This is a genomic window from Streptomyces sp. NBC_00536, from assembly GCF_036346295.1.
Taxonomy (GTDB): Bacteria; Actinomycetota; Actinomycetes; order Streptomycetales; family Streptomycetaceae; genus Streptomyces.
This window is the reverse complement of record NZ_CP107819.1, coordinates 274,934-297,104: the sequence shown is the minus strand read 5'-3', so window position 1 is coordinate 297,104 and position 22,171 is coordinate 274,934. Positions and strand designations below refer to the sequence as shown.

Here is a 22,171-nt window from a genome sequence, read left to right as displayed (position 1 = left end):
CCGGGTCCGCATGCCCGCCCATCGAAGAGAGAGACCACCATGACCGCACCCGGTACCAGGACGTCCCTCGTCGGCATGGAGGTCTTCCGTGCCGCCGCCGACGTGCGTCACCTGCACTGCGTGGACGTCGCCGGTGAGACGCACCCGCTCTCGCCCGTCTCCAGTGGCTTCGTCACCATCCGCCCCCGTGGATTCAAGGAGGACATGACCACGGCCCTCGGCGCACTCGGCTGGGGCCGGCCCGTGGCGTTCGTCGAAGACGCCTGCGGGTTAGCCGAGTTCGCCGCGGCGGCCACCGAGTCGGAATACCTCCCCGCCGCGAAGGACGGTACCGAGCCGGTCGCCTTCGTCGTGCCCACCTTGTTCCGCAGCCGCCGGGCCGGATCGATCGAACGGCGGCTGACGAAACGACGCGGAGCCGCCGCACCGGACCCGCACCCGCTGGCCGCCGCACCGGTGAACGCCGGACCACTGGATGCCGGACACCCTTCGACGCCCCAGTGCGTCCGCGCGGTGGGGGTGGGGCCGTGGACCCCCGCCGGGGGAGAGGCCGCCCTCGGATCCCTGGACACCGGCTGTCCCGTGGTCATGACCGACTGGACGTACCGCCACACCTTCACCCGGACCCCGGGCCACGAACGGTTCCCGGCGCACGTACTCCCGTACCGCTACGGCGACTTCGACCAGAACATCGACCAGGTGGACGAGGCGCTCAGCGCACTGCACGCCGCCGGCCACGACCGCGTGGGCCTGCTCGTCGAGGGCAACCCCGACACCTACGACGTCCTGGACGGCCTCCCGCTCACCGGCCGCGAGATCCACGTGACACCCGGCGTCCCCATCGGCCTCCTCGCCGCCGCGCGGACCGGCCGGTACTTCCGGGAGGACCCCTTCGCCCGGTCCTTCGCCTACCTCTCGGGGCTCCACGGCCGCCACAGCCTGCCGCCCCAGCAGTTCCTCGGCGAGCTCACCAGCTACCTGTCCGCGGGCATCACCTGCGTCCTGGTGGAGATGCACAAGGGCGACGTCGACCTCGCCCTCGAAGCCGTCCGGCTCTGCGGCCAGGAGAAGTCCGCCGTGCTGATGAGCAACCACTTCTCCAGCGAGGAGGAGACCGTGTTCCTCCACGGCACCCCGGAGGGGCTGCGCCAAGGACTCCCCGCCGACCGCGGGGGCCTGTCCACCCTGCTCATCGCCGACGGAGGCCTGCAATGACCCGCACCCCCCTGCCCGCCGTACTGCCCGCCGTACTGTTCGACGCAGCCGACACCCTGCTCGAACTCGCCCCCGCCTTCCCCGAACTGCTCTCCGTCTCCTGGCTCGGCGCCGAGGGAGCCCCCTCGGCGCAGGACGTCCGCGAGGCACTGTGGGCCATCGGCGCGGAGGGCCACTGGCCCGACGACGAGGCCGACCCGGACGCCCGGCTGACCATGTGGACCGCGTTCTTCCAGGACGCCCTGCGCCGCGCGGGCGGCGCCGACTCCCACCCGGCCGCCCTGCGCGCGGCCCGCCATGCCCTGGACCCCGCGAACTACCGCCTGTATTCCGACGTCCTGCCCTGCCTCGACGCGCTCCGGGCCGCCGGCCACCAACTCGCCCTGGTGTCCAACTTCGACGGATGGCTGCGCGAGATCCTCACGGCGCACCGGCTCACCGACCGCTTCGACGAGATCGTCATCAGCAGCGAGGTCGGCCACGAGAAGCCGCACCCCGAGATCTTCGCCCTGACCTGCCGCAGGCTCCAACGGCCCCCGGAGGAATGCGTGTTCATCGGGGACTCGCTCGTCGTCGACATCGACGGCGCCCGGGAGGCCGGCATGCACCCCCTCCTCATCGACCGCTACGCCCGCTTTCCCGACCACCCCGGCCCCCGGATCACCTCGCTGGAGACGCTCGTGGACCTCGTGGCCCAACTGCCGCTCGCCGTACCGGAGAACGCACGATGACGCACCACCCGACCCACATCGACGACACCCCACTCGACGCCACCCCCCTCGACACGGCCGTCGACACCGATGCCGTGGCCCGCTCCGTCGTGGCCGCGCACGGGCTGGTACCGCACGGACCGGCCGGTGAAGGCGTGGACTTCGTGGTCCACCGCGTCGGCCGCCCGGGACTCGCCGACGCGGTGCTGCGCATCCCCCGCCACCGGCTGTACCGCTCCCCGTACGGCGACGTCGACAGCGCGGACCTGATCCGCCAGGAGCACGCGATAGCCGCCCACCTCGGCCCGCTCGGGCTGCCCGTGGCGACGCCGCTCCAGCGCATCCAGCAGCCGGATGGCCTCCTCGTCTCCCTCGCCGCGCACGTCGAACACGACGACGACCCCCTCGACGGCCGCGACGTGGGCCGCTTCCTCGCCGCGCTGCACGCCATCACGCCCCCGGAGATACCGCTCGCCTACCAGTCACCGGGCAATTTCACCGCCTTCTTCGTCCAACGGCTCGGCGACCGCCACGCCAACCTGCTGCGTGCGGCGCCGTCCCTGCCGCCGCTGCCCGCACCCGACCGCATCGCCGCGACCCTGGAAGCCGTGCGCACCCCGCACCGGCTGCTCCACCTCGACGTCCGGCGGCAGAACCTGCTGAGCCGCCGGGGCCGGCTCGCGGCGGTCGTCGACTGGTCCAACGCCCTCATCGGGCCGCCCCTGATGGAACTCGCACGGGTGGCCGAATATGCCCTGCTCCCCGACAACGGGATCGACGCGAACGCCATCCTGGCCGGATACGCGGAGCCGGGCGCCGCGCCACCCCACGGAGGCGCATCCGACGGAGCCGTACCCGACCTGGATTCCCCGGCCGCCCTGCTGTACCGCCTGGACACCGCCGTCATGCTCGCGCTGGTCTTCCACAGCGTGGCCCCGGACGCCCGGCGCGCCCAGGTCCTGACCGCACGCGCGGAGCACTTGCTCGGGCTCCTGCACGACCGAGAGGAGCGGCGGCACTGATGGACATCGTCGACCGCTACGGACTCACCGTCGCCGAACTCACCACCGGCGAGGCCCTCGACGCGTGCGGACCCTGGCGCGGGCCGGACGTCGACCTGCTGCGCGTGGTCGATCCACCGCCCCACGCCCGGGCCGCCCTCACGGCCGCCGGGTTCGCCGTGAAGCCCGGCTGGGTCAACTGGGTCGCTCCGCTCAGGGATTCCGAGGCCGCCTTCCTCGGCGCGCTCGGAGCCACCGAGCGGCGCAAGGTGCGCCGGGGCCTGGACCTCGCGGCCTCGGCCGGACTGCGCGTGCGGATGCGGCCGGAGCTGGAGGAGGGCCCGCTCGAAGAGTTCCTGGGCGTGTACGAGACGCAGGTCGCGGGCATGCGCAACGGCGTGAACCTGGCCCGGGGCGAGCAGCGGACGCTCCTGGAGCGGTCCGCCTCCCACCTCGGCGTCTACGCCTACGAGGCCGGCCGCATGGTGGGCGGGTGCGTCTGCTGGGTCCGGACGGAGGACTCGCTCCTGCAACTGCGCTACGTGGCCACCGCGGCCGTCGACCAGCGCGGCGCCCTGACCCGCGCCCTGTACATGGCGGCGTTCCAGGCCGGGCGGGAGCTGGGCTGCGCCCGCATGTCCCTCGGCAACGACACCTCCCTGTACGGGCACGTCACTTCCCCCGGTCTCTACGGGTTCAAGAAGCGGCTCGGCTTCGCACCGGTGCCCTCGGGGAGCGTCGACCCCGGTGCGGGCGGCGACGAGGCGGACCGCTTCGTGTCCCTGCGCGCCCTGACCGATCCCGCACTCCTGCTGACGTACGGCACCGAGTCCGCCGACTCCGTCGGGGGCGGCCCGCCGAGGCTCGGGCTGCACGTCCTCGCCTCACGGGCGGACGTGGACGTGGCGCCGTACCGCGCGGACTTCCTCAGCGGGGTCACGGTGACCGTGGTCCGGGACTGACAGCCGCCGATCCGCGCCCGCGCCCTCGCCCACACTCCACGTGAGAAGGTCTTCACGCAGCGTGGCGCACAAGTGCCGTACGGGCGCGGAGGTGTGACGGAGTGTCCGCAGCGGACGTGGTGCGCGATTCGGCCGGGGCACCGTGGAGGACGTACGGCTCGCGCTGAACGCGGTGCGCGGCGCGGCGCACGCGCGGGTGATGGTGATCGTGGCCGCTTCGGAGGCCACCGCCGACGCCCTGGTGCACAGCAGCGCCCGCCGGGCCCTGGAGCAGGGACTGGCCGTGGTCAAGGAGGCGGTGCAGCGGGCGGACGGCGTCGCGGTGGACGTGTGTCTGGTGGACGCGCCCCGCGCCGATCACGGCCTGGTGGCCGAATACGCCGGGTCGATGACGGCCCAGGGCGCGGGTACGGTCGTACTCGCCGACACCGTCGGAGACCTGCTGCCCGAGCGGACGCGGGCCCTGTTCCGGCGCGTCGCCGCGGGGGCGGGCCCGACACCGTCCTGGTCTCGCACCTGCACAACGACCTCGGTCTGGTCCTGGCCAACACCCTGGCGGCGCTGGAGAGCGGGGTGCGCGTGGCGGCCTGCTCCTGGCTGGGCATGGCCGAGCGCAGCGGCATGGTGGCCACCGAGCAGCTGCTGTTCCTGCTCGGCCACGACCCGGACAAGGCCGCGCAGGTCCTCGGGCGCGACGCCGAGCCGTGGTGGACCGCGCCCGACCTGACCCGGCTGCCGGGGATCGCGCGGATGGTGTCGGCGGAGACCGGGGTTCCGCTGACGGTCACCACCCCCGTCGTGGGCACCGGAGTCGCCACGATCTCCACGGCCACCCCCTTCACCCGCCCGCGGACCTTCCAGCCCTACGACCCCGAGCTCCACCTCGGCCTGGCCCCGACCGTGGTACTCACCCACCTGGCCAGCCGTCGCGTGCTCCGGGCGGTCGCCGAACGGCTAGGGGGTGTCTGATGGATCTCCGCGGCGTCGCGACGCCCGGCACGCTCCCCCCAAGCTCTCGGCTTCGCTCGAGCAGGGAGGTACCCCCTTCGCCGCACCGGCCGGAAGCCCACGTACAACCAGTACGCGGACTTCCGGCCGGCACGACGACACCACCTGGGACGACCTCGCCCCGGCACTCGACCTCGCGCCGACGGCCCTGCGGAGCGCCCTGACCCTGCTGCGCACCGAACTCGTCACCCTGCTGGCACCCGTGCGCACCGACGTCCCGCACCCCGCCTGGGCCGCCCCCGCCCTGCGCGACGGCCACCTGTTGCTCTTCGGCGTCCGCTGGCACCCCCTGGCCGCGCTGCTGGAGCGGTTCCCCCGCCTGTATGTCAGCAGCGCCAACCGCACCGGCAGGGCGCCCGCCGCCACCGCCGCGGAGGCGGCGGCCATGTTCGGGCCCGGCACTCCGGTCACCGACGGCGACCCCCTGCGGGAGCCGGGCACGGCCCACGCCGCGACCACCATGCTGCGGATCTCCCGCAACGGCGACCTGGCCCACGTCCGCGCCGGTGTCCAGGACCGGGCCCACGGCGCCGACCCGGCCGTCTACCTGGACCGGCTGCGCGACCGCGGCCCGACGCAGCGCGGTAGCGAACCATCGCCGAGCGGCGCGCCGCAGTCGCGGTTACGCCTGCTCGGTTCCGGGGGAGGGGACCGCGGGCGGCAGGGACGCCTCCCGGAGGGCCGCGATCGCGTGGAGCGTGCCGCCCGTACGCCCGGCGAGCAGCCCCCGCGGCGTGCGGACGGTCCACAGGCTCTCGGAATCCGGCTCGGCCAGGCCGACGGGGAAGGGGCGGGTGATGTCCGTGACGTCCTGGATGACGACCGCCCCGCCGGACCGCGCGGCGCTGTATCTGCGGCCCATGCACTTGACGACCCAGGGGCTCGGACCGATCTCGCCGAGTCCCGGGGCGCTGCCACCCTGTTCGGGCTTGGCGCCGGGAACCAGACCCAGCATTGCGCCTCCATTACACACCGTGCCTGTACTGCTCCCCATGGTAGCCACAAGGGAACCGCTGTCACCTCCCGGGCGACGCATCGAACGAGCGGGCGCTGGGTACGCATGGGCACCACGAAACACCTCGCCGCCCCAATGGAGGAATCGCGTGTCATCGGACTACGACCCCCAGCACGCTCCCGCCGGCGATGTGGGCGCGGCGCTCATGATGATCGACTCGCGCCTCAAGGCCATCCACGACGGCAAGGCCGGAGTGGACCCCGAACAGCAGCTCCTGATCGAGCAGTTCGCCGCGTCACTGGGACCCAAGGGCGCCAATGACGTGCTGGACGGGGCGTGCACGCTCGTCTACATGTTCACCACGTGGCTGCGGAAGGCGCACGAGGAGCACGGCAAGGACGTGATCGAGTACGTCGTGCCCCACCTGGTGGCCTCGCTGCGGATGATGCCGAAGAGCGTCCGGCCCGAAGCCATCCCCACGATGGCGGGCCTGGTGATCGCCGCGGGCACCGGGCTGAGCCCCAGCCTGTGGCGCAGGCAGTACGGCGAGTGGACCGAGGAGGAGATGAACCCGCTGGAAGCCACGGCCTTCCTGCTCGCGGAGCACATCAACCGCATCGCCGACAACCCCGACTTCGCCACCCGCCTAGTCACGGACGCCCTGTCCAGGGCGGACGGACGCTGAGCCCCGGCCTCAGCCCGTGACGGTGTACCCGAGCGGACCGCCGGGGCCGGTCCGGGCCGAGGAGGACGACGTGCGCGGATGACGTGCGCGGATGACGTGCGTGGATGACCCGTGCTCACCGGCCGGTGACCGGCCGGGGGCGCAGCCGGGCGGCGACGACCGCGACGTCGTCCTCGGCGTGCCGCGCGTCGAGTCCGTCGCACACCGCGTCCACCACGTCCGCGAGCCCCGCGCGGGCGCCCACGCGCAGGGCCGTGAGCCTGGCCAGTGAGGTGTCGATGTCTTCGCCGCGGCGCTCCACCAGGCCATCCGTGTAGAGCAACAGGATCTGCTCGGCGCTGATCGGCCTGGTCAGTGCCTCGTAGCCGCCGATGCCCGTACCGAGCGGCGGGCCGACGGGGACGTCCAGCAGCTCGCCGCCGCCGTCGTGGGTGAACAGGGCGGGCGGCAGGTGGCCGGCGCTGGCGTAGACGGCCACACCGCGGGCGGGATCGACCCGGACGAGCAGACAGGTCGCCGGCCGACGCGCCTCGTCCGCAGCGGACAGCGCGTCCATCTGGCGCAGCACGCGGTGCGGGGCCAGATCGGTGGCGGCGATCTCGCGCAGGACGGCGCGGTAGGCGTTCATGTCGACGGCGGCATCCAGGCCGTGTCCCATCACGTCACCCACCACGAGCAGGGTGCGGCCGAAGTGCAGTCGCACCGCTTCGAACCAGTCGCCGCCGACCAGCGCGCGGCCTCCGAGGGGCAGGTAGCGACTGGCGATCTCCAGATTGGGATGCGGCCGGCCGGGTTCGGTCACCAGGGCCCGTTGGAGATCGACCGCGGTCTTCTCCGTGGCCGCCAGCAGCCGGGCATGGCCGATGTGGAGGCCCGCGAGCCGCGCCGCGAAGCGCATCGTCGCCAGCTCGTGATCGTCGAAGGCGGGGTGCGTACGGGCGGCCAGCAGCCTTCCGTGGATCTCGCCGGAGCCGGTCGTCAGGGGCACCGACACCAGGTACGCGGGCGCCCGCGCCACGGAGGCGGATTCCGGCACGGGTCCGGCCAGCAGGTCCGCCGCGCCCGCCACCGCGACACGCTCGTGCCCGGCGCCCCGGCCGGTCAGCTCCACCGCCGCGGCGTCACACAGCGTACGGACGAGGAAGGCGGCGAGCTCCCGGCAGGTCTCCCGCTCGTCGGAGGACGTACCGATGCGCTCAAGCGCCTCTTCCGTGGCGCGCAGCCGCGCCTCCAGCCCGCCCTGCTCGGACTTGTCCCGCTCGGACACCGTGCCCCGTCACCCCATCGCCGTCGGCCCGTCGACCTCGGCCCAGTACTCCTCCAGCCTATCGGCGACTTCGGCCGGTTGGCTGAGCGCCATCAGGTGCCCGCCCGGCATCTCCTGCGGGACGATGCCCAGGCGCTCCCGTGCCACCCGGCGTTGGAAGGCGACGGGGAACAGCCGGTCGTCCCGCCCGATCAGCACGCGGGTCGGCACCGCCGGCCAGGCGGGGAGCGTCCACGGGGAGGCGAACACCGCGTCGGACTCGGGGCGTTCGTGGGCCGCGGCCTCCTCCACGAGTTCCCGCGGGAGGTCGTGCAGGAAGTACGTCGCCGCGTCGAACTCCGCCCCGGCCCGCCGCCCCTCCCGGGTGTCGTTCTCCCGCATGTCCCGGGCCTGGCCGGTGTTCTCCCACCACTGGCCCGGAGTCTCGCCCGGGCCCGGGATCATCGGATTGACGAGTACGAGCAGTGCGGCCGGAAGGCGGGCGCACGCCAGGGAGGCGGTGAAGGCGCCCAGGGACTGGCCGGCCACGACCAGACCGGTGCGGCGGTCGGGGCCGGCCGCCTCGACGACCAGCCGCGTGTACTCGGGCAGAGCCGCGCTCTCGTCGTCCCCGGGCAGGTCCACCGAGACCACGTCCCGGCCCCGCCGACGGAGGTCCGCCGCCACCCGGTGCCAGTACCAGGCCTCTCCGCCCGCACCGGGCACCAGCACGTAGGCCGGGTCGGTCATGAACCGCCCTCCTCTGCTCCGTCGCCCTCACCAGCGCGAGCGCAGGCCGCTACGGCGCGTGGCGACCGACTCCAGGATGCCCGCACACCCGGCACCCGCGCATGTCGTACGCCGGGCGGGATGCGCCGTCGGCCCCTGACCGGCCCCTGACCGGTGACCGGCCGCCCGGCCGTCCAGGGGGTCGGCTACGAGCGGCTTTCGAAGGTGAGGTCGCGGGCCGCGTCGAGGGCGGTGGCCAGGGCGCCGAGCAGTACGGCGTCGTCCCCGAGCGCGCTGCCGACGACCCGCGCGCGCAGCGGGGTGATGGAGCGGAGGGTGTCCTGGAGCGGGCGCAGGAGCAGGTCGCCGCTGTGACCGATGCCGCCGCCCAGGACGATCAGGTCGGGGTCGAACAGGGCCGTGACCACGGCGACCGCGTGGGCGAGGCGGCTGCCCTCCAGCTCGACCGCCCGCAGGGCGGCCGGGTCTCCGGCGCGGGCGGCGTCGAAGACCCGCCGGGCCGTCGGCGCCCCCTTCATGCCGAAGCCGCGCGCGGCCTCGGTGACGGCGTGTCCGGACGTCATGCTCTCCAGCGTCTCGGGCTTGTCCCGGCACGGCTCGCCCGGGCCCCCGAACCAGGGGACGAAGCCGATCTCTCCGGCGCCGCCGTGCGCGCCGGTGAACAGCCGTCCCTCGTTGACCACGCCCACTCCCAGGCCGGTTCCGGCCATCAGGTAGACGAAGAGCCTGCTGCCCGCCCCCGCGCCCGAGGTGTACTCGCCCAGGGCCGCGAGATTGGCGTCGTTGTGCACCGACAGGGGGACGCCCAGGTCCTTCCGGATCCGGTCGAAGAGGCCGGCCTTGCCCCAGCCCGGCAGGTTCCGTGCGAACCGGACCTGCCCGCTCCGGGCGTCGTAGATCCCGGGGGTGCCGACGACCGCGTGCGCCACCTTGTCGGCGGCGGCCCCCGAACTCGCGATCAGCTCCCCGGCCGTGGCCGCGACCAGGTCGGCGATGGCGGCCGAACTGCGGGCCCGGTTGCGGACGTCGGACCGGGCGACGACCGTGCCCGACAGGTCGGCGAGCGCCACGCGCAGCCACGACCGGCCGATGTCGATGCCCAGGGCGTAGCCCGCCGTCGGGTCGGGCTCGTAGAGGACGGCCGTCCGGCCGAGCGCCGGGGCGATCCGGCCGGCCTCGCGGACCAGGCCGGACTGCTCCAGGGAGGCGAGCGCGCTGGAGACCGTGGGCTTGGACAGGCCGGTGAGGCGGGCGAGTTCGGCCCGCGAGGCCGCTCCCCGCGCGTGCAGCCGGTCGAGCAGCAGCCGCTCGTTGGTGCTGCGCAGGCGGGGGAGGCTCCAGGGCTGCTCGGTGGGATCGTCGCTGCTGCTCATCGGCCCATTCTCGGGCATCGGGGCCGCTCGCAGCGCAGAACCCCTTGACGTAGTAAGTAAAGCTTCCTAACTTAAGCCGTCCCGAGCCGAGTTGACGTCCCTCCGGTGGCGCACCGGCCGCCTGCGTCTCCCTGCCATCCCTCCTGGAGAGATCCGTGTCCGCAGCTCCGCCGCCCTCCGGCGGTTTCGTTCGCCGCGTCGGCCTGTTCCAGGCCACCGCCATCAACATGAGCCAGATGTGCGGGATCGGTCCCTTCGTCACCATTCCGCTGATGGTCGCCGCCTTCGGTGGTCCCCAGGCCGTCATCGGATTCGTGGCCGGTGCCCTCCTCGCCCTCGCCGACGGACTGATCTGGGCCGAACTCGGCGCCGCCATGCCCGGATCGGGCGGTACGTACGTCTACCTGCGCAAGGCCTTCCAGTACCGCTCGGGGCGGCTGATGCCGTTCCTGTTCGTCTGGACGGCCATGCTCTTCATCCCGCTGATCATGTCCACGGGAGTCGTCGGCTTCGTCCAGTACCTCGGCTACCTGGCCCCCGGCCTCGGTCAGGGCGCGGGCGACGCCATCGGCGTGGGCGTCATCGCGCTGGTCGTCCTCCTGCTCTGGCGCGGAATCGAGCACATCGCGAAGATCACCGCGGTGATGTGGGTGGTCATGATCGCCTCCGTCGTCCTGGTGATCTTCGCGGCGTTCACCCATTTCGACACGGGCCCGGCCTTCGATTACCCCGACGGTGCCTTCTCGTTCACCGGAACGGCGTTCTGGACCGGCTTCGCCGCGGGCCTGACCATCGGCATCTACGACTACCTCGGCTACAACACCACCGCCTACATGGGCGCCGAGATCAAGAACCCCGGCCGGACCCTGCCGCGTTCCATCGTCTTCTCCATCCTCGGCATCATGGCGATCTACCTGCTCCTCCAGGTGGGCACCCTCGGCGTGGTCGACTGGCACCGGATGCTGGACCCCAAGGACATCGCCTCCACCTCGGTCGCCTCCGCCGTCCTGGAAGAGACCTGGGGCAAGACGGCCGCGGACGTGGTCACCGTTATGATCCTCGTCACCGCCTTCGCCTCCGTCTTCACCGGTCTCCTCGGCGGCTCGCGCGTCCCCTACGACGCGGCCCGCGACCGGGTGTTCTTCAAGCCCTACGGCAGGCTCCACCCCCGCCACGGCTTCCCCGTCCTCGGCCTCGCCACCATGGGCGTGATCACCGTGATCGGCTTCCTCCTCGGCCGCCACACGGACCTCGCCACCCTCATCCAGCTGCTCACCACCGTGATGGTGCTGGTCCAGGGCCTGGCGCAGATCGCCGCCCTGGTGACCCTGCGCCGCAAGCGGCCCGACATGGAACGCCCCTACCGGATGTGGCTGTACCCGCTGCCCGGCATCGTCGCCCTCGCCGGCTGGCTGGTCATCTACGGCTACGCCGACACGAACTCCCCCGGACGCCACCCCATCGAGTGGTCGCTCGGCTGGCTCGCCCTGGGCTGCGCGGCCTTCGCCCTCTGGGCCCGGCGCGAGAAGGTCTGGCCCTTCGGGCCGCGCGAGAGCGTCATCGACGTGGGCGACACCAACACCCTGCGCCGGGGCGCCTGACCTGATCCCGCTCCGGGGACGGCCGGGGCGCCGTCCCCGGATCCGCGTCCCGGGCTCAGCCGTGGGTGAAGCGCGGCGGGCGCTTGTCCACGAAGGCGGACATGCCCTCCTTCTGGTCCGCGGTCGCGAACACCGCGTGGAACAGGCGGCGTTCGAAGCGGACGCCTTCGGTGAGGGTCGTCTCGAAGGCGCGGTTCACGGCCTCCTTCGCCATCATCGCGACCGGCTTGGACATCCCGGCCACGGTTTCGGCTACGGAGAGGGCCTCCGCGAGCAGCTCGTCGGCCGGGACGATCCGGGAGACCAGCCCGGCGCGTTCGGCCTCCTCGGCGCCCATGGTGCGCCCGGTCAGGCACAGTTCCATCGCCTTGGCCTTGCCCACGGCCCGGGTGAGGCGCTGCGAGCCGCCGATGCCCGGGATGACCCCGAGCTTGATCTCGGGCTGCCCGAACTTCGCGGTGTCGGCGGCGAGGAGGATGTCGCACATCATCGCCAACTCGCAGCCCCCGCCCAGGGCGTAGCCCGACACGGCGGCGAGCGTGGGGGTGCGGACCTGGCCGAGCCGGTCCCAGACGGTGAACCAGTCGGAGAGGTACATGTCCATGTAGCTCCGCGGCCGCATCTCCTTGATGTCCGCGCCCGCCGCGAAGGCCTTCGCGGAGCCGGTCAGGACGATGCAGCCCACCTCCGGGTCCCGGTCCAGGGCCTCCGCGGTGGCCACGACCTCGGTCATGACCTGGAGGTTGAGGGCGTTGAGGGCCTCCGGCCGGTTGAGGGTGAGCACGGCCACCCGGCCCTTGCGCTCCAGCAGGATGGTCTCGTACGGCGCGGTGTCGGTCATGCGGGAGTCCCGTTCTGCGGTCGGATCGGCGGTTGGATCGGCGGTCGGAGCTGCGGTTGGACCTGCGGTCGGAGGGTGCGGACGATCGCCGAGAAGTCCAGGTCGGCGCCCTCGCCCTCGGCGAAGGCCGCGTAGAGTTCGGCGGCCTTCAGGCCCAGCGGGGCGTCCACCCCGCCCGCGCGCAGGGCGTTGGCGGCCAGGCCCAGGTCCTTGGCCATGAGGGGCGCGGCGAAGCCCGGCCGGTAGTCGCGGTTGGCGGGGGACGCCGGTACGGGCCCGGGCACGGGGCAGTTGACGGTGAGCGCCCAGCACTGCCCCGAGGCGGTGGAGGCCACGTCGTAGAGGGCCTGGTGGTCGAGTCCCAGGCTCTCGGCGAGCACGAAGGCCTCGCTGACCCCGATCATCGAGACGGCCAGGATCATGTTGTTGCAGATCTTCGCGGCCTGCCCCGCACCGGCCGGTCCGCAGTGCACGGCCTTCTTCCCCATGGCGTCCAACAAGGGCGCGGCGGCGGCGAATTCGGCCGCCCCGCCGCCCGCCATGAAGGTGAGCGTGCCGGCCTCGGCCCCGACCACCCCGCCCGACACCGGGGCGTCCAGCGCCCGGTGACCGGCCGCGACGACGGCCTCGTGCGCGGTGCGGGCGTCGGCGACATCGATGGTGGAGCAGTCGATGAACAGGGTGCCGGGGCGGGCGGCGGCCAGGAGTCCCTGTTCCCGGTAGAGGGCGAGGACGTGCCGGCCCGCGGGCAGCATGGTGATCACCACATCGGCCTCGGCGGCGGCGTCGGCCGCCGACGCGGCGGCTTCGACACCGGCCGTGACCGCGGCGGCCAGCAGCTCCGGTACCAGGTCGAAGCCGAGGACGCGGTGGCCGGCCTTGACCAGATTGGCCGCCATGGGTGCGCCCATGTGGCCGAGTCCGATGAATGCGACGGTGCTGGTCACCAGGCGACCTCCGTGGACGGTGCGGTCTCGGCGAGCCGCAGTTCGCGGTCGCCGAGCGGGGCGAAGAACCGTTCGACGTCGGCCGGGCCCACGGCCTCGAAGGTACCCGGGGACCACTGTGGGTCGCGGTCCTTGTCGATGACCTGGGCGCGGATGCCCTCCACGAGGTCGGGGGAGGAGAGCGCGGCCAGGGAGACGCGGTACTCCTGTTCCAGGACCCGTTCCAGCGGGCCGAGCCGCCGGGCCCGGCGGAGCGCGGCCAGGGTGACCTTGACCGCGGTGGGGGACTTCGTCAGCAGGGTGGCGGCCGCCCGCTTCGCGGCAGGGGCGTCGGTGGCGTGCAGCCGGGCGACGATCTCCTCGGCGCTCTCCGCCGTGTAGCAGCGGTCGATCCACTCGCGTGCGGCCGGGAGTTCACCCGGTGGCGGCTGCTCCACGTACCGCTCCAGCACGGTGTGCACCGGGTCCGCGGCCAGCTCCCGGGCCAGCGCGGGCAGGGCGGCGGAGGGGACGAAGTGGTCGGCGAGCCCGCACAGCAGCGCGTCCGCCGCCCCGACGGCGGCCCCCGTCAGGGCCAGATGGGTGCCGAGTTCGCCGGGGGCGAGGGCGAGGAGGTAGGTGCCGCCGACGTCGGGGACGAAGCCGATGCCGGTCTCGGGCATGGCGACCCGGGAGCGTTCGGTGACGATCCGGACGCTGCCGTGGGCGGAGACCCCGACCCCGCCGCCCATCACGATGCCGTCCATCAGGGCGACGTACGGCTTGGAGTAGCGGGCGATACGGGCGTTGAGCCGGTACTCGTCGCGCCAGAAGTCCGCGGAGGCGGCGCCGCCGGTCTTCGCGTCGTGGTGGATGTCGCGGACGTCGCCGCCCGCGCACAGGCCGCGCTCTCCCGCGCCCTCGATGACGACGGTCTCCACGCGCGGGTCGTCCGCCCAGGCGGTGAGGGCGCCGTCGATGCGGAGCGCCATGGGATGGGTGAGGGCGTTGAGGGCCTTGGGGCGGTTGAGGGTGATGTAGGCGGCGCGGCCCTCCGTGCGCAGGAGGACGTGATCGTTCTCTTCGGGGGAGGAGTGGTTCATCACAGGTTCTCCGTCACAAGTTCTCCGTCAGTCCGCGCGCGACGATGACGCGCATGACCTCGTTGGTGCCTTCCAGGATCTGGTGGACCCGCAGGTCGCGGACGATCTTCTCGATGCCGTACTCGCTGAGATAGCCGTAGCCCCCGTGGAGCTGGAGGGCCCGGTCGGCGACCGTGTAGCCGGTGTCGGTGGCGAACCGCTTGGCCATCGCGCACAGCCGCGGGGCCAGCGGATCGCCCGCGTCGAGCGCCTCGGCCGCCTGGCGGACCAGGGCGCGGGCGGCGGCCAGTTCGGTGGCCATGTCCGCGAGCCGGAACTGCAGTGCCTGCGCGTCCAGGAGCTTGCCGCCGAAGGCCTCGCGGTCGGCGAGGTGGGACAGGCTGCGGTCCAGGGCGCTCTGCGCGCCGCCCAGCGAACAGGCGGCGATGCCGAGGCGGCCGCCGTTGAGGCCGGTCATGGCGATGCGGAAACCGTCGCCCTCGGCGCCGAGACGCCGGTCGGCGGGGATCCGTACGCCGTCGAGGACGACCTGCCGGGTGGGCTGGGCGTTCCAGCCCATCTTCCGCTCGTTGGGGCCGAAGGAGACGCCGGGGTCGTCCCGTTCGACGACGAAGGCCGAGATCCCGCCGGGCCCGCTCCCTCCGGTGCGGGCCATCACCACGTAGACGGCCGCGGCGCCCGCTCCGGAGATGAACTGTTTGACCCCGGTCAGGACGTAGTGGTCGCCGTCGCGCACCGCGCGGGTGCGCAGGGCGGCGGCGTCCGAGCCGGCCCCCGGTTCGGTGAGGCAGTAACTGCCCAGGGTGGTGGCCGCGCACAGGCCGGGCAGCCATCGCCCGCGCTGCGCGCCGTCCCCGTAACGGTCGATCATCCAGGCGACCATGTTGTGGATGGAGAGGTATCCGGCGATGGAGGGGCAGCCGGTGGCGAGGGTCTCGAAGACGAGGACCCCGTCGCTGCGGCTGAGGCCGGAACCGCCGTGCTCCTCGCGCACGTACACACCGCCGAGCCCCAGTCCGGCGGCCCGGCGCAGGACGTCGACGGGGAAGTGCTTGGACTGGTCCCAGGCGACGGCGTGGGGGGCGAGCTGCTCCTGGGCGAAGTCGAGGGTGACCTCGGCGAGGGCGAGCTGGTCCTCGGTCAGGGTGGTCACCGCGCTCATCCCATCGTCGGGATGGTGAAGCTCGCGCCCTCCTTGACCCCGGAGGGCCAGCGTGAGGTGACGGTCTTCGTACGGGTGTAGAAGCGGATGGAGTCGGGGCCGTGCTGGTTCAGGTCGCCGAATCCGGAGCGCTTCCAGCCGCCGAAGGTGTGGTAGGCGACGGGCACCGGGATGGGCACGTTGACGCCGACCATGCCCGCGCCGACGCGCCGGGTGAAGTCCCGGGCGGTGTCCCCGTCCCGGGTGAAGATCGCCACGCCGTTGCCGTAGGGGTGCTCGGTGGGCAGCCGCAGGGCCTCCGCGTAGTCCGCGGCGCGTACGACGCTCAGGACCGGGCCGAAGATCTCCTCGCGGTAGATCCGCATGGCCGGGGCCACGCGGTCGAAGAGCGAGGCTCCGGCGAAGAAGCCGTTCTCGTGCCCGGGCAGGGTGAACCCGCGTCCGTCCACGACGAGTTCGGCGCCCTCGTTGACACCGATGTCCACGTACCGGCGGACCCGGTCCAGGGCGTCGCGGCTGACCAGCGGACCGAAGTCGGCCTCGGGGTCGTCGGAGCGGCCGATCCGCAGGGAGGCGATCCGTTCGCGGAGCTTCGCCACCAGGGCGTCGGCGGTCTCCTCCCCGACGGGCACGGCGACCGCGATGGCCATGCAGCGTTCGCCCGCCGAGCCGTAGCCCGCGCCGATCAGGGCGTCGACGGCCTGGTCCAGGTCGGCGTCCGGCATCACGATCATGTGGTTCTTGGCGCCGCCGAAGCACTGGGCGCGCTTGCCGTGCGCGGCGGCGGTGGCATAGATGTGTGCGGCGATCGGGGTCGATCCGACGAAGCCCAGGGCCTGGACCCGGGGGTCTTCCAGCAGGGTGTCCACGGCCTCCTTGCCGCCGTTGACGACATTGAGCACGCCGGGCGGCAGGCCCGCCTCCAGGAAGAGTTCCGCCAGCCGCAGCGGGACGGAGGGGTCCCGTTCGGACGGCTTGAGGATGAAGGAGTTCCCGCAGGCCAGGGCGGGGGCCGCCTGCCACAGGGGGATCATGGCGGGGAAGTTGAAGGGGGTGATCCCCGCGACGACGCCGAGCGGCGAGCGCAGCGAGTGCACGTCGATGCCGGTGCCCGCGTTGTCGGTGAACTCGCCCTTGAGCAGGTGCGGCACACCGGCGGCGAACTCGACCACCTCCAGGCCGCGTTGCAGATCGCCGTGGGCGTCGGCAACGGTCTTGCCGTGCTCGGCGGACAGCATCCGGGCGAGGGACTCGCGCTCGCCCTCCACCAGTTGGAGGAAGCGCAGCAGGACGCGCGAGCGCCGCTGGGGGTTCCACTGACCCCAATCATCCTGCGCTTCCCGGGCGTTGGCGATGGCGGCCTCGGTGTCGGCGCGCCCGGCGAGGGGCACGCGGGCCTGGACGGCGCCGGTGTTGGGGTCGTACACGTCGGCGAAGAGACCGGAGGTTCCGGAGGTGTGCTTCCCGCCGATGAAATGGGTGAGTTCGCGGACCATGGGTGCCTGCTCTCGTCAGGTTGGATCCGGGGATGGCACGACGGACCGGCGGTCCGCACCCGGTGGGGTGCGCCGCCGCGGAAGGCCGTGGGAACTACGAGCGCGCGGAAGTGTGCGCGCGCTCCGCCGGATCACCAGGGTCGTGGGTACAAACCGGTGCCATGCGTGTCTGCTCCATCCTCGTGGACAACACGGAACGTTCCGCGGCCGGTATCCTGACTCCCGGATCCCCGCGTGCCGCCCGTCTTCCCGACGGACCTCGTCAGTGACGTGTGGATGGCAGCACACTCCCCGGTCACAGTGGCGGGACCGTGCCGGTTTCTCACCGGCTTCCCTGCACCGCGGACCTTGTGGCACGAACATATAGTTGGACGTCCTAGTAAGTCCAGACCCGCCGCCCGCGCGCCCGCCGTCGCCGGTCAGTCGCGGCCGACGGGGCGTGCGTCCCGGACGGGGTACGGGATGAAGGTGCTGCTGTTCTCGTCCACGGCCAGGGTCCGGCCGAGCGGGGGCGCGGCCCGCTGGGGGCAGTCGAGGCGCTCGCACAGGCGGCAGCCCATGCCGATGGGGGTGGCGGCCGCCGTGTTGTCGAGGTCGAGGCCGTCGGCGTACACGAGCCGGGAGGCGTGGCGGATCTCGCAGCCGAGACCGATGGCGAAGGTCTTGCCGGGTTCGCCCCAGCCGCCGCGGTGGCGGGTGACGGCGCGGGCGGTCCACAGGTGGCGCTGCCCGTCGGGCATGGCGGCGACCTGGACGTGGATGCGGCCGGGGGCGGCGAAGGCCTCGTAGACGTTCCAGAGCGGGCAGGTGCCTCCGGCGCGGGAGAAGTGGAACCCGGTGGCGGACTGCCGCTTCGACATGTTCCCCGCCCGGTCGACCCGGACGAAGGAGAAGGGCACCCCGCGCAGCCTGGGGCGTTGCAGGGTGCTGAGGCGGTGGCACACCGTCTCGTAGCCGAGACCGAAGTGGTCGGTGAGCCGCTCGATGTCGTACCGGAATTCCTCCGCCGCGGTGTGGAACGCCGTGTACGGGAGGATCAGCGCGGCCGCGAAGTAGTTGGCGATGCCGATGCGGGCGAGGGCGTGCGCGGGGGAGCCGGGCGGGAAGTCCTCGGTGGCGAGGCGGTCGAGTTCGTCCCCGTACTCGGCCAGGGCGAGCTGGGTGGCCATCCGGAAGGCCTGCTGCCCCGGGCGCAGCCGGTTCGACAGGTGCAGGACGCGGGCGTCGGCGTCGTAGTGGTGCAGCCGGTCGCAGTCCGCCGAGAGGCGGACGCCGTGCCGGTCCGCGAGCCGGCGGGTGAGCGCGCGGATGACGTCCCCGGGGCGGATGCCGATCTCGCGGGCCAGGTCCTCGGCCGCGAGATCGGCGTCGTGGAGGTAGTTCTGGCGGCGGTAGAAGAACTCGCGGATCTCTTCGTGGGGCGAGCGCGGCGCCTCGGCCGCCCCGTCCCGGCCGTCGGCGGCGTCGGACAGCCGCTCGGCCAGCAACTGGCCGCGCCGCCCGAGGTCCAACAGCACCGAGGCCACCGCCGGCATCCGGGTGGCCAGCTCCGCCAGGTCGGAAGGGGACACGCGGGCCTCGGCCACCTGCTGGGCGAGGGCCTCGCGCAGGTCGGCGACCAGCCGGCTGGTGTCGCGCTCCGAGAAGAACCCGGGGTCGACCCCGAAGGCCTCGGTGAGCCGCAGCAGCACCGGGACGGTGAGCGGGCGGGAGTCGTGCTCCATCTGGTTGAGGTAACTGGGCGAGATGCCGAGCATCCTGGCCAGGTCGGCCTGGGTCATGCGGCGCTCCTCGCGCAGCCTGCGCAGCCGCGCGCCCGCGTACGTCTTGCTCACCGGACTCCTCCACCCGCCATCGGACAGACCGTCAGCATAGGCCGACAGCACGCGCCCACGGACCTTCGCAAGCTTGGCAAATACGGCGGGGAAGATTCGCACACCTTGGCAGATGTACCTCCTTGATGGCACCGAGTGCCAATGCCAGAGTCCTTTCTGCAGGCGGGTTTGACGGCTCGCCTCACCAGCAAAGGCACAGGGTGCCAAGGTCGTGTACTCCCGTCCACGGCCTTGGCAGGACAAGCGGCAACGGATGGAAACGGTGACGGTCATGGCAGAGGCGAACACGACGGCGAACACGACGGCGACTACGACGGCGAACGCGACGGCGACTACGACGGCGAACGCGATGGCGGCGGCCGAGCAGCTGGCCCGGAGGTGGGCGGACGACCCGCGCTGGGTGGGCATCGAGCGCACCTACACGGCCGGGGACGTGGTCCGGCTCTCCGGCAGCGTCCGGGAGGAGCACACCCTGGCCCGGCGCGGCGCCGAACGGCTGTGGCGCCAGCTGCACGAGCGGGACTACATCCACGCCCTCGGCGCACTGACCGGCGGCCAGGCCGTCCAGCAGGTCCGGGCCGGACTCCAGGCGATCTACCTCTCCGGCTGGCAGGTCGCGGCCGACGCCAACCAGGCCGGCCACACCTACCCGGACCAGAGCCTCTACCCGGTCAACTCCGTTCCCCAGGTGGTCCGCCGGATCAACAACGCACTGCTGCGCGCCGACCAGATCGCCACCGCCGAGGGCGGCAGCGACACGACGGACTGGCTGGCCCCGATCGTGGCGGACGCCGAGGCCGGCTTCGGCGGCCCGCTCAACGCCTTCGAGCTGACCAAGGCGATGATCGCGGCGGGTGCGGCCGGCATCCACTACGAGGACCAGTTGGCCTCCGAGAAGAAGTGCGGCCACCTCGGCGGCAAGGTGCTCGTCCCCACCGCACAGCACATCCGCACCCTGAACGCGGCCCGCCTCGCCGCCGACATCGCGGACATCCCGACCCTGATCATCGCCCGCACCGACGCCCTCGCCGCCACCCTGCTGACCAGCGACGTCGACGAGCGCGACGCCGAGTTCTGCACGGGCGAGCGCACCGCGGAGGGCTTCTACCACGTCCGGGGCGGCATGGCTCCGGTCATCGCCCGCGGCCTCGCCTACGCCCCGTACGCCGACCTCATCTGGGTCGAGACCGGCACCCCGGACCTGGCCCAGGCCCGCGAGTTCGCCGAGGCGATCCACGCGCGGTACCCGGACCAGATGCTCGCCTACAACTGCTCGCCGTCCTTCAACTGGAAGGCCGCGCTGGACGACGACCAGATAGCCAAGTTCCAGCGGGAGCTGGGCGCGATGGGCTACCGCTTCCAGTTCATCACCCTGGCCGGTTTCCACTCCCTCAACCACGGCATGTTCGACCTCGCCCGCGGCTACGCCGACCAGGGCATGACCGCGTACGTCGACCTCCAGGAGCGGGAATTCGCCGCCCAGGCCCAGGGGTTCACCGCGGTCAAGCACCAACGCGAGGTCGGCACGGGCTACTTCGACCTGGTCTCCACCGCCGTCAACCCCACCTCCTCGACCACCGCGCTCGCGGGCTCCACCGAAGAAGAGCAGTTCCACTAGTCCGCCGCCCCCACGCCGAGGAGCAGAACCGCATGTCACTCACGCCCCTGACCAGCAGCGTCCGGGTTCTCGGCGCACCCGGTGAGCGCCACGACGAGATCCTGACCCCCCAGGCCCTGGAGTTCATCGGCCGGCTCGACGCCGCGTTCGCGGAGCGCCGCCTGGAGGTACTCAAGGAGCGCCGCCGCCGGAGCGCCCACCTGGCTTCCGGTTCGCCGCTGGACTTCTCCCGGGCCACCGCCCGCGTGCGCGCCGACGCCGCATGGCGGGTCGCCCCGCCCGCCCCCGGGCTCACCGACCGCAGGGTCGAGATCACCGGCCCGCCGGAACGGCGGATGGCGGTCAACGCCCTCAACTCCGGCGCCCAGGTGTGGATGGCGGACTTCGAGGACGCGACGGCCCCCACGTGGGAGAACATCGTCGGCGGCCAGCTCAGCCTGCTGGACGCCATCGAGCGCCGCATCGGCTTCACCACGCCCGAGGGCAAGGAGTACCGGCTCGGCCAGGACCTCGCCACGATCATGGTGCGCCCCCGGGGCTGGCACCTGCTGGAAGAGCACCTGGAGATCGACGGCCGCCCCGTGCCCGCCTCGCTGGTCGACTTCGGCCTGTACTTCTTCCACTGCGCCCAGCGCCAGATCGACGCCGGGCACGGCCCGTACTTCTACCTCCCCAAGCTGGAGAACCGCAATGACGCACGGCTGTGGAACGACGTGTTCGTCCTGGCCCAGGACCTCCTCGGCATCCCGCGCGGCACGGTCCGCGCGACCGTCCTGATCGAGACGATCACCGCCGCCTTCGAGATGGAGGAGATCCTCTACGAACTGCGCGAGCACAGCGCGGGGTTGAACGCGGGCCGCTGGGACTACCTCTTCAGCCTGATCAAGACCTTCGGCCACCGCACCGACTTCCAGCTGCCCGACCGGGCCGCGGTCACCATGACGGCCCCCTTCATGCGGGCCTACACCGAACTCCTCGTCCGGACCTGCCACCGGCGCGGCGCCCACGCCATCGGTGGCATGGCCGCCCACGTCCCGAGCAAGGATCCGGACGCGAACACCGCCGCGTTCGCGAAGGTCCGGCTCGACAAGGAACGCGAAGCCGAGGACGGCTTCGACGGCTCCTGGGTCGCTCACCCCGGACTCGTCCCCGTCTGCCGCGCGGTCTTCGACAACGTCCTGGGGGAGCGGCCGCACCAGCTGGAGCGCACCCACGAGGACGTCGAGGTCACCGCCGCCGACCTGCTGTCCGTACGCCGGATCGCCGCCCCGCCGACCTCCGAGGGCATCCGCTCCAACGTGGCCGTGGCCCTGCGCTACTTCGACGCCTGGCTGCGCGGCAGCGGCGCCGTCGCCCTGAACGGGCTGATGGAGGACGCCGCGACCGCCGAGATCGCCCGCGTCCAGATCTGGCAGTGGCTGCGCCACGAGCGGGTGGACCGGAGCACGGTCATCGACCTCCTCGACGCCGAATGCGCGGCCCTGGAGGCCGAGGACCCGCGCTCGCTCGCCCTCGAAGCGCGCGAGGTCTTCGTGGACACGGCGCTGTCGGTGCGCCTCCCCGCCTTCTTCACGCCCGAGGCCTACGCCCGCCACCTCGTCCGCCGGGCCTGAGGGGGCCCGGGCCGGGCCTGAGGGGGCCCGGCAGGTCTCCGGGCCGAGGGAGGACCGGAGACACAGGAGAA

At 72.7% G+C, this 22,171-nt stretch carries 19 protein-coding genes, 1 pseudogene and 1 riboswitch; of the genes and pseudogenes, 10 read left to right on the top strand and 10 right to left on the bottom strand.

Going from position 1 to position 22,171, the window contains the following annotated elements:
- Positions 1–39 precede the first annotated feature (39 nt).
- The 6 genes and pseudogenes from OHS33_RS01365 to OHS33_RS01340 all read left to right on the top strand — a co-directional run bounded on the left by OHS33_RS01365 (position 40) and on the right by OHS33_RS01340 (position 4,857).
- Entirely contained in the window at positions 40–1,215 is a 1,176-nt protein-coding gene (locus OHS33_RS01365) for a hypothetical protein (protein WP_330328514.1), read from the top strand.
- Positions 1,212–1,946 carry an HAD family hydrolase gene (locus OHS33_RS01360; protein WP_330328513.1) on the top strand — a complete coding sequence of 245 codons (735 nt, stop codon included), beginning with the start codon at positions 1,212–1,214 and terminating at the stop codon, positions 1,944–1,946. Before OHS33_RS01365 ends, OHS33_RS01360 begins: the two co-directional genes overlap by 4 nt.
- The gene (locus OHS33_RS01355; protein WP_330328512.1) at positions 1,943–2,947 is read left to right on the top strand and encodes a phosphotransferase family protein; all 1,005 of its coding nucleotides are present in this window, start codon (positions 1,943–1,945) and stop codon (positions 2,945–2,947) included. The genes OHS33_RS01360 and OHS33_RS01355 overlap by 4 nt, the downstream gene beginning before the upstream one ends.
- On the top strand, positions 2,947–3,888 hold the full coding sequence (locus tag OHS33_RS01350) for a GNAT family N-acetyltransferase (protein WP_330328511.1): 942 nt from the start codon (positions 2,947–2,949) through the stop codon (positions 3,886–3,888). Before OHS33_RS01355 ends, OHS33_RS01350 begins: the two co-directional genes overlap by 1 nt.
- A 142-nt stretch (positions 3,889–4,030) precedes the next feature.
- Positions 4,031–4,309, top strand: a pseudogene (locus tag OHS33_RS01345) (2-isopropylmalate synthase); the annotation flags it as partial.
- On the top strand, positions 4,219–4,857 hold the full coding sequence (locus tag OHS33_RS01340) for a hypothetical protein (RefSeq protein ID WP_330328510.1): 639 nt from the start codon (positions 4,219–4,221) through the stop codon (positions 4,855–4,857). The pseudogene OHS33_RS01345 and the gene OHS33_RS01340, both read left to right, overlap by 91 nt.
- Positions 4,858–5,518: 661 nt before the next feature.
- Here the strand turns inward: OHS33_RS01340 and OHS33_RS01335 are convergent.
- On the bottom strand, positions 5,519–5,851 hold the full coding sequence (locus tag OHS33_RS01335; RefSeq protein ID WP_330328509.1) for a hypothetical protein: 333 nt from the start codon (positions 5,849–5,851) through the stop codon (positions 5,519–5,521).
- Positions 5,852–5,999: 148 nt separating this feature from the next.
- On the opposite strand from OHS33_RS01335, the gene OHS33_RS01330 reads away from it, so the two are divergent.
- Positions 6,000–6,536 (top strand): hypothetical protein, encoded by a 537-nt coding sequence (locus tag OHS33_RS01330; RefSeq protein WP_330328508.1) that lies wholly within the window; start codon positions 6,000–6,002, stop codon positions 6,534–6,536.
- Positions 6,537–6,651: 115 nt separating this feature from the next.
- Here OHS33_RS01330 and OHS33_RS01325 read toward each other — a convergent pair whose 3' ends face one another.
- The 3 genes from OHS33_RS01325 to OHS33_RS01315 form a co-directional block, all read right to left on the bottom strand.
- On the bottom strand, positions 6,652–7,803 hold the full coding sequence (locus OHS33_RS01325) for a PP2C family protein-serine/threonine phosphatase (RefSeq protein WP_330328507.1): 1,152 nt from the start codon (positions 7,801–7,803) through the stop codon (positions 6,652–6,654).
- A 9-nt stretch (positions 7,804–7,812) separates the two neighbouring features.
- Positions 7,813–8,532: an alpha/beta fold hydrolase gene (locus OHS33_RS01320; RefSeq protein WP_330328506.1), complete on the bottom strand. Its 720-nt coding sequence runs from the start codon at positions 8,530–8,532 to the stop codon at positions 7,813–7,815.
- Between the two features lie 185 nt (positions 8,533–8,717).
- Positions 8,718–9,905 carry an ROK family transcriptional regulator gene (locus tag OHS33_RS01315; RefSeq protein ID WP_330328505.1) on the bottom strand — a complete coding sequence of 396 codons (1,188 nt, stop codon included), beginning with the start codon at positions 9,903–9,905 and terminating at the stop codon, positions 8,718–8,720.
- A 155-nt stretch (positions 9,906–10,060) separates the two neighbouring features.
- On the opposite strand from OHS33_RS01315, the gene OHS33_RS01310 reads away from it, so the two are divergent.
- The gene (locus OHS33_RS01310; protein WP_330328504.1) at positions 10,061–11,506 is read left to right on the top strand and encodes an APC family permease; all 1,446 of its coding nucleotides are present in this window, start codon (positions 10,061–10,063) and stop codon (positions 11,504–11,506) included.
- A 55-nt stretch (positions 11,507–11,561) separates the two neighbouring features.
- Here OHS33_RS01310 and OHS33_RS01305 read toward each other — a convergent pair whose 3' ends face one another.
- The 6 genes from OHS33_RS01305 to OHS33_RS01280 form a co-directional block, all read right to left on the bottom strand.
- The gene (locus OHS33_RS01305) at positions 11,562–12,347 is read right to left on the bottom strand and encodes an enoyl-CoA hydratase (protein WP_330328503.1); all 786 of its coding nucleotides are present in this window, start codon (positions 12,345–12,347) and stop codon (positions 11,562–11,564) included.
- Entirely contained in the window at positions 12,344–13,294 is a 951-nt protein-coding gene (mmsB, locus tag OHS33_RS01300) for a 3-hydroxyisobutyrate dehydrogenase (protein WP_330328502.1), read from the bottom strand. Before mmsB ends, OHS33_RS01305 begins: the two co-directional genes overlap by 4 nt.
- Positions 13,291–14,376: an enoyl-CoA hydratase/isomerase family protein gene (locus tag OHS33_RS01295; RefSeq protein ID WP_330328501.1), complete on the bottom strand. Its 1,086-nt coding sequence runs from the start codon at positions 14,374–14,376 to the stop codon at positions 13,291–13,293. The genes mmsB and OHS33_RS01295 overlap by 4 nt, the downstream gene beginning before the upstream one ends.
- A gap of 13 nt (positions 14,377–14,389) precedes the next feature.
- Complete coding sequence (locus tag OHS33_RS01290) at positions 14,390–15,538, bottom strand: acyl-CoA dehydrogenase family protein (RefSeq protein ID WP_330328500.1); 1,149 nt, start codon at positions 15,536–15,538, stop codon at positions 14,390–14,392.
- A complete protein-coding gene (locus OHS33_RS01285; protein WP_330328499.1) occupies positions 15,535–17,034 on the bottom strand; it encodes a CoA-acylating methylmalonate-semialdehyde dehydrogenase in 1,500 nt (499 codons plus the stop codon). The genes OHS33_RS01290 and OHS33_RS01285 overlap by 4 nt, the downstream gene beginning before the upstream one ends.
- 188 nt (positions 17,035–17,222) lie before the next feature.
- A riboswitch (cobalamin riboswitch) is annotated at positions 17,223–17,393 on the bottom strand.
- 60 nt (positions 17,394–17,453) lie between these two features.
- The gene (locus OHS33_RS01280; RefSeq protein WP_330328498.1) at positions 17,454–18,869 is read right to left on the bottom strand and encodes a short-chain fatty acyl-CoA regulator family protein; all 1,416 of its coding nucleotides are present in this window, start codon (positions 18,867–18,869) and stop codon (positions 17,454–17,456) included.
- A 349-nt stretch (positions 18,870–19,218) separates the two neighbouring features.
- Here OHS33_RS01280 and aceA point away from each other — a divergent pair, with 349 nt between their 5' ends.
- A complete protein-coding gene (gene aceA, locus OHS33_RS01275; protein ID WP_330334856.1) occupies positions 19,219–20,487 on the top strand; it encodes an isocitrate lyase in 1,269 nt (422 codons plus the stop codon).
- A 32-nt stretch (positions 20,488–20,519) separates the two neighbouring features.
- Complete coding sequence (gene aceB / locus OHS33_RS01270) at positions 20,520–22,100, top strand: malate synthase A (protein ID WP_330328497.1); 1,581 nt, start codon at positions 20,520–20,522, stop codon at positions 22,098–22,100.
- The last annotated feature ends 71 nt before the right edge of the window (positions 22,101–22,171 follow it).

Coding starts and splice junctions, on each gene's coding strand:
- OHS33_RS01365 (WP_330328514.1), top strand. CDS start 40: ATGACCGCACCCGGTACCAGGACGTCCCTCGTCGGCATGGAGGTCTTC.
- OHS33_RS01360 (WP_330328513.1), top strand. CDS start 1,212: ATGACCCGCACCCCCCTGCCCGCCGTACTGCCCGCCGTACTGTTCGAC.
- OHS33_RS01355 (WP_330328512.1), top strand. CDS start 1,943: ATGACGCACCACCCGACCCACATCGACGACACCCCACTCGACGCCACC.
- OHS33_RS01350 (WP_330328511.1), top strand. CDS start 2,947: ATGGACATCGTCGACCGCTACGGACTCACCGTCGCCGAACTCACCACC.
- OHS33_RS01335 (WP_330328509.1), bottom strand. CDS start 5,851: ATGCTGGGTCTGGTTCCCGGCGCCAAGCCCGAACAGGGTGGCAGCGCC.
- OHS33_RS01320 (WP_330328506.1), bottom strand. CDS start 8,532: ATGACCGACCCGGCCTACGTGCTGGTGCCCGGTGCGGGCGGAGAGGCC.
- OHS33_RS01315 (WP_330328505.1), bottom strand. CDS start 9,905: ATGAGCAGCAGCGACGATCCCACCGAGCAGCCCTGGAGCCTCCCCCGC.
- OHS33_RS01305 (WP_330328503.1), bottom strand. CDS start 12,347: ATGACCGACACCGCGCCGTACGAGACCATCCTGCTGGAGCGCAAGGGC.
- OHS33_RS01295 (WP_330328501.1), bottom strand. CDS start 14,376: ATGAACCACTCCTCCCCCGAAGAGAACGATCACGTCCTCCTGCGCACG.
- OHS33_RS01290 (WP_330328500.1), bottom strand. CDS start 15,538: ATGAGCGCGGTGACCACCCTGACCGAGGACCAGCTCGCCCTCGCCGAG.
- OHS33_RS01285 (WP_330328499.1), bottom strand. CDS start 17,034: ATGGTCCGCGAACTCACCCATTTCATCGGCGGGAAGCACACCTCCGGA.
- aceA (WP_330334856.1), top strand. CDS start 19,219: ATGGCGGCGGCCGAGCAGCTGGCCCGGAGGTGGGCGGACGACCCGCGC.
- aceB (WP_330328497.1), top strand. CDS start 20,520: ATGTCACTCACGCCCCTGACCAGCAGCGTCCGGGTTCTCGGCGCACCC.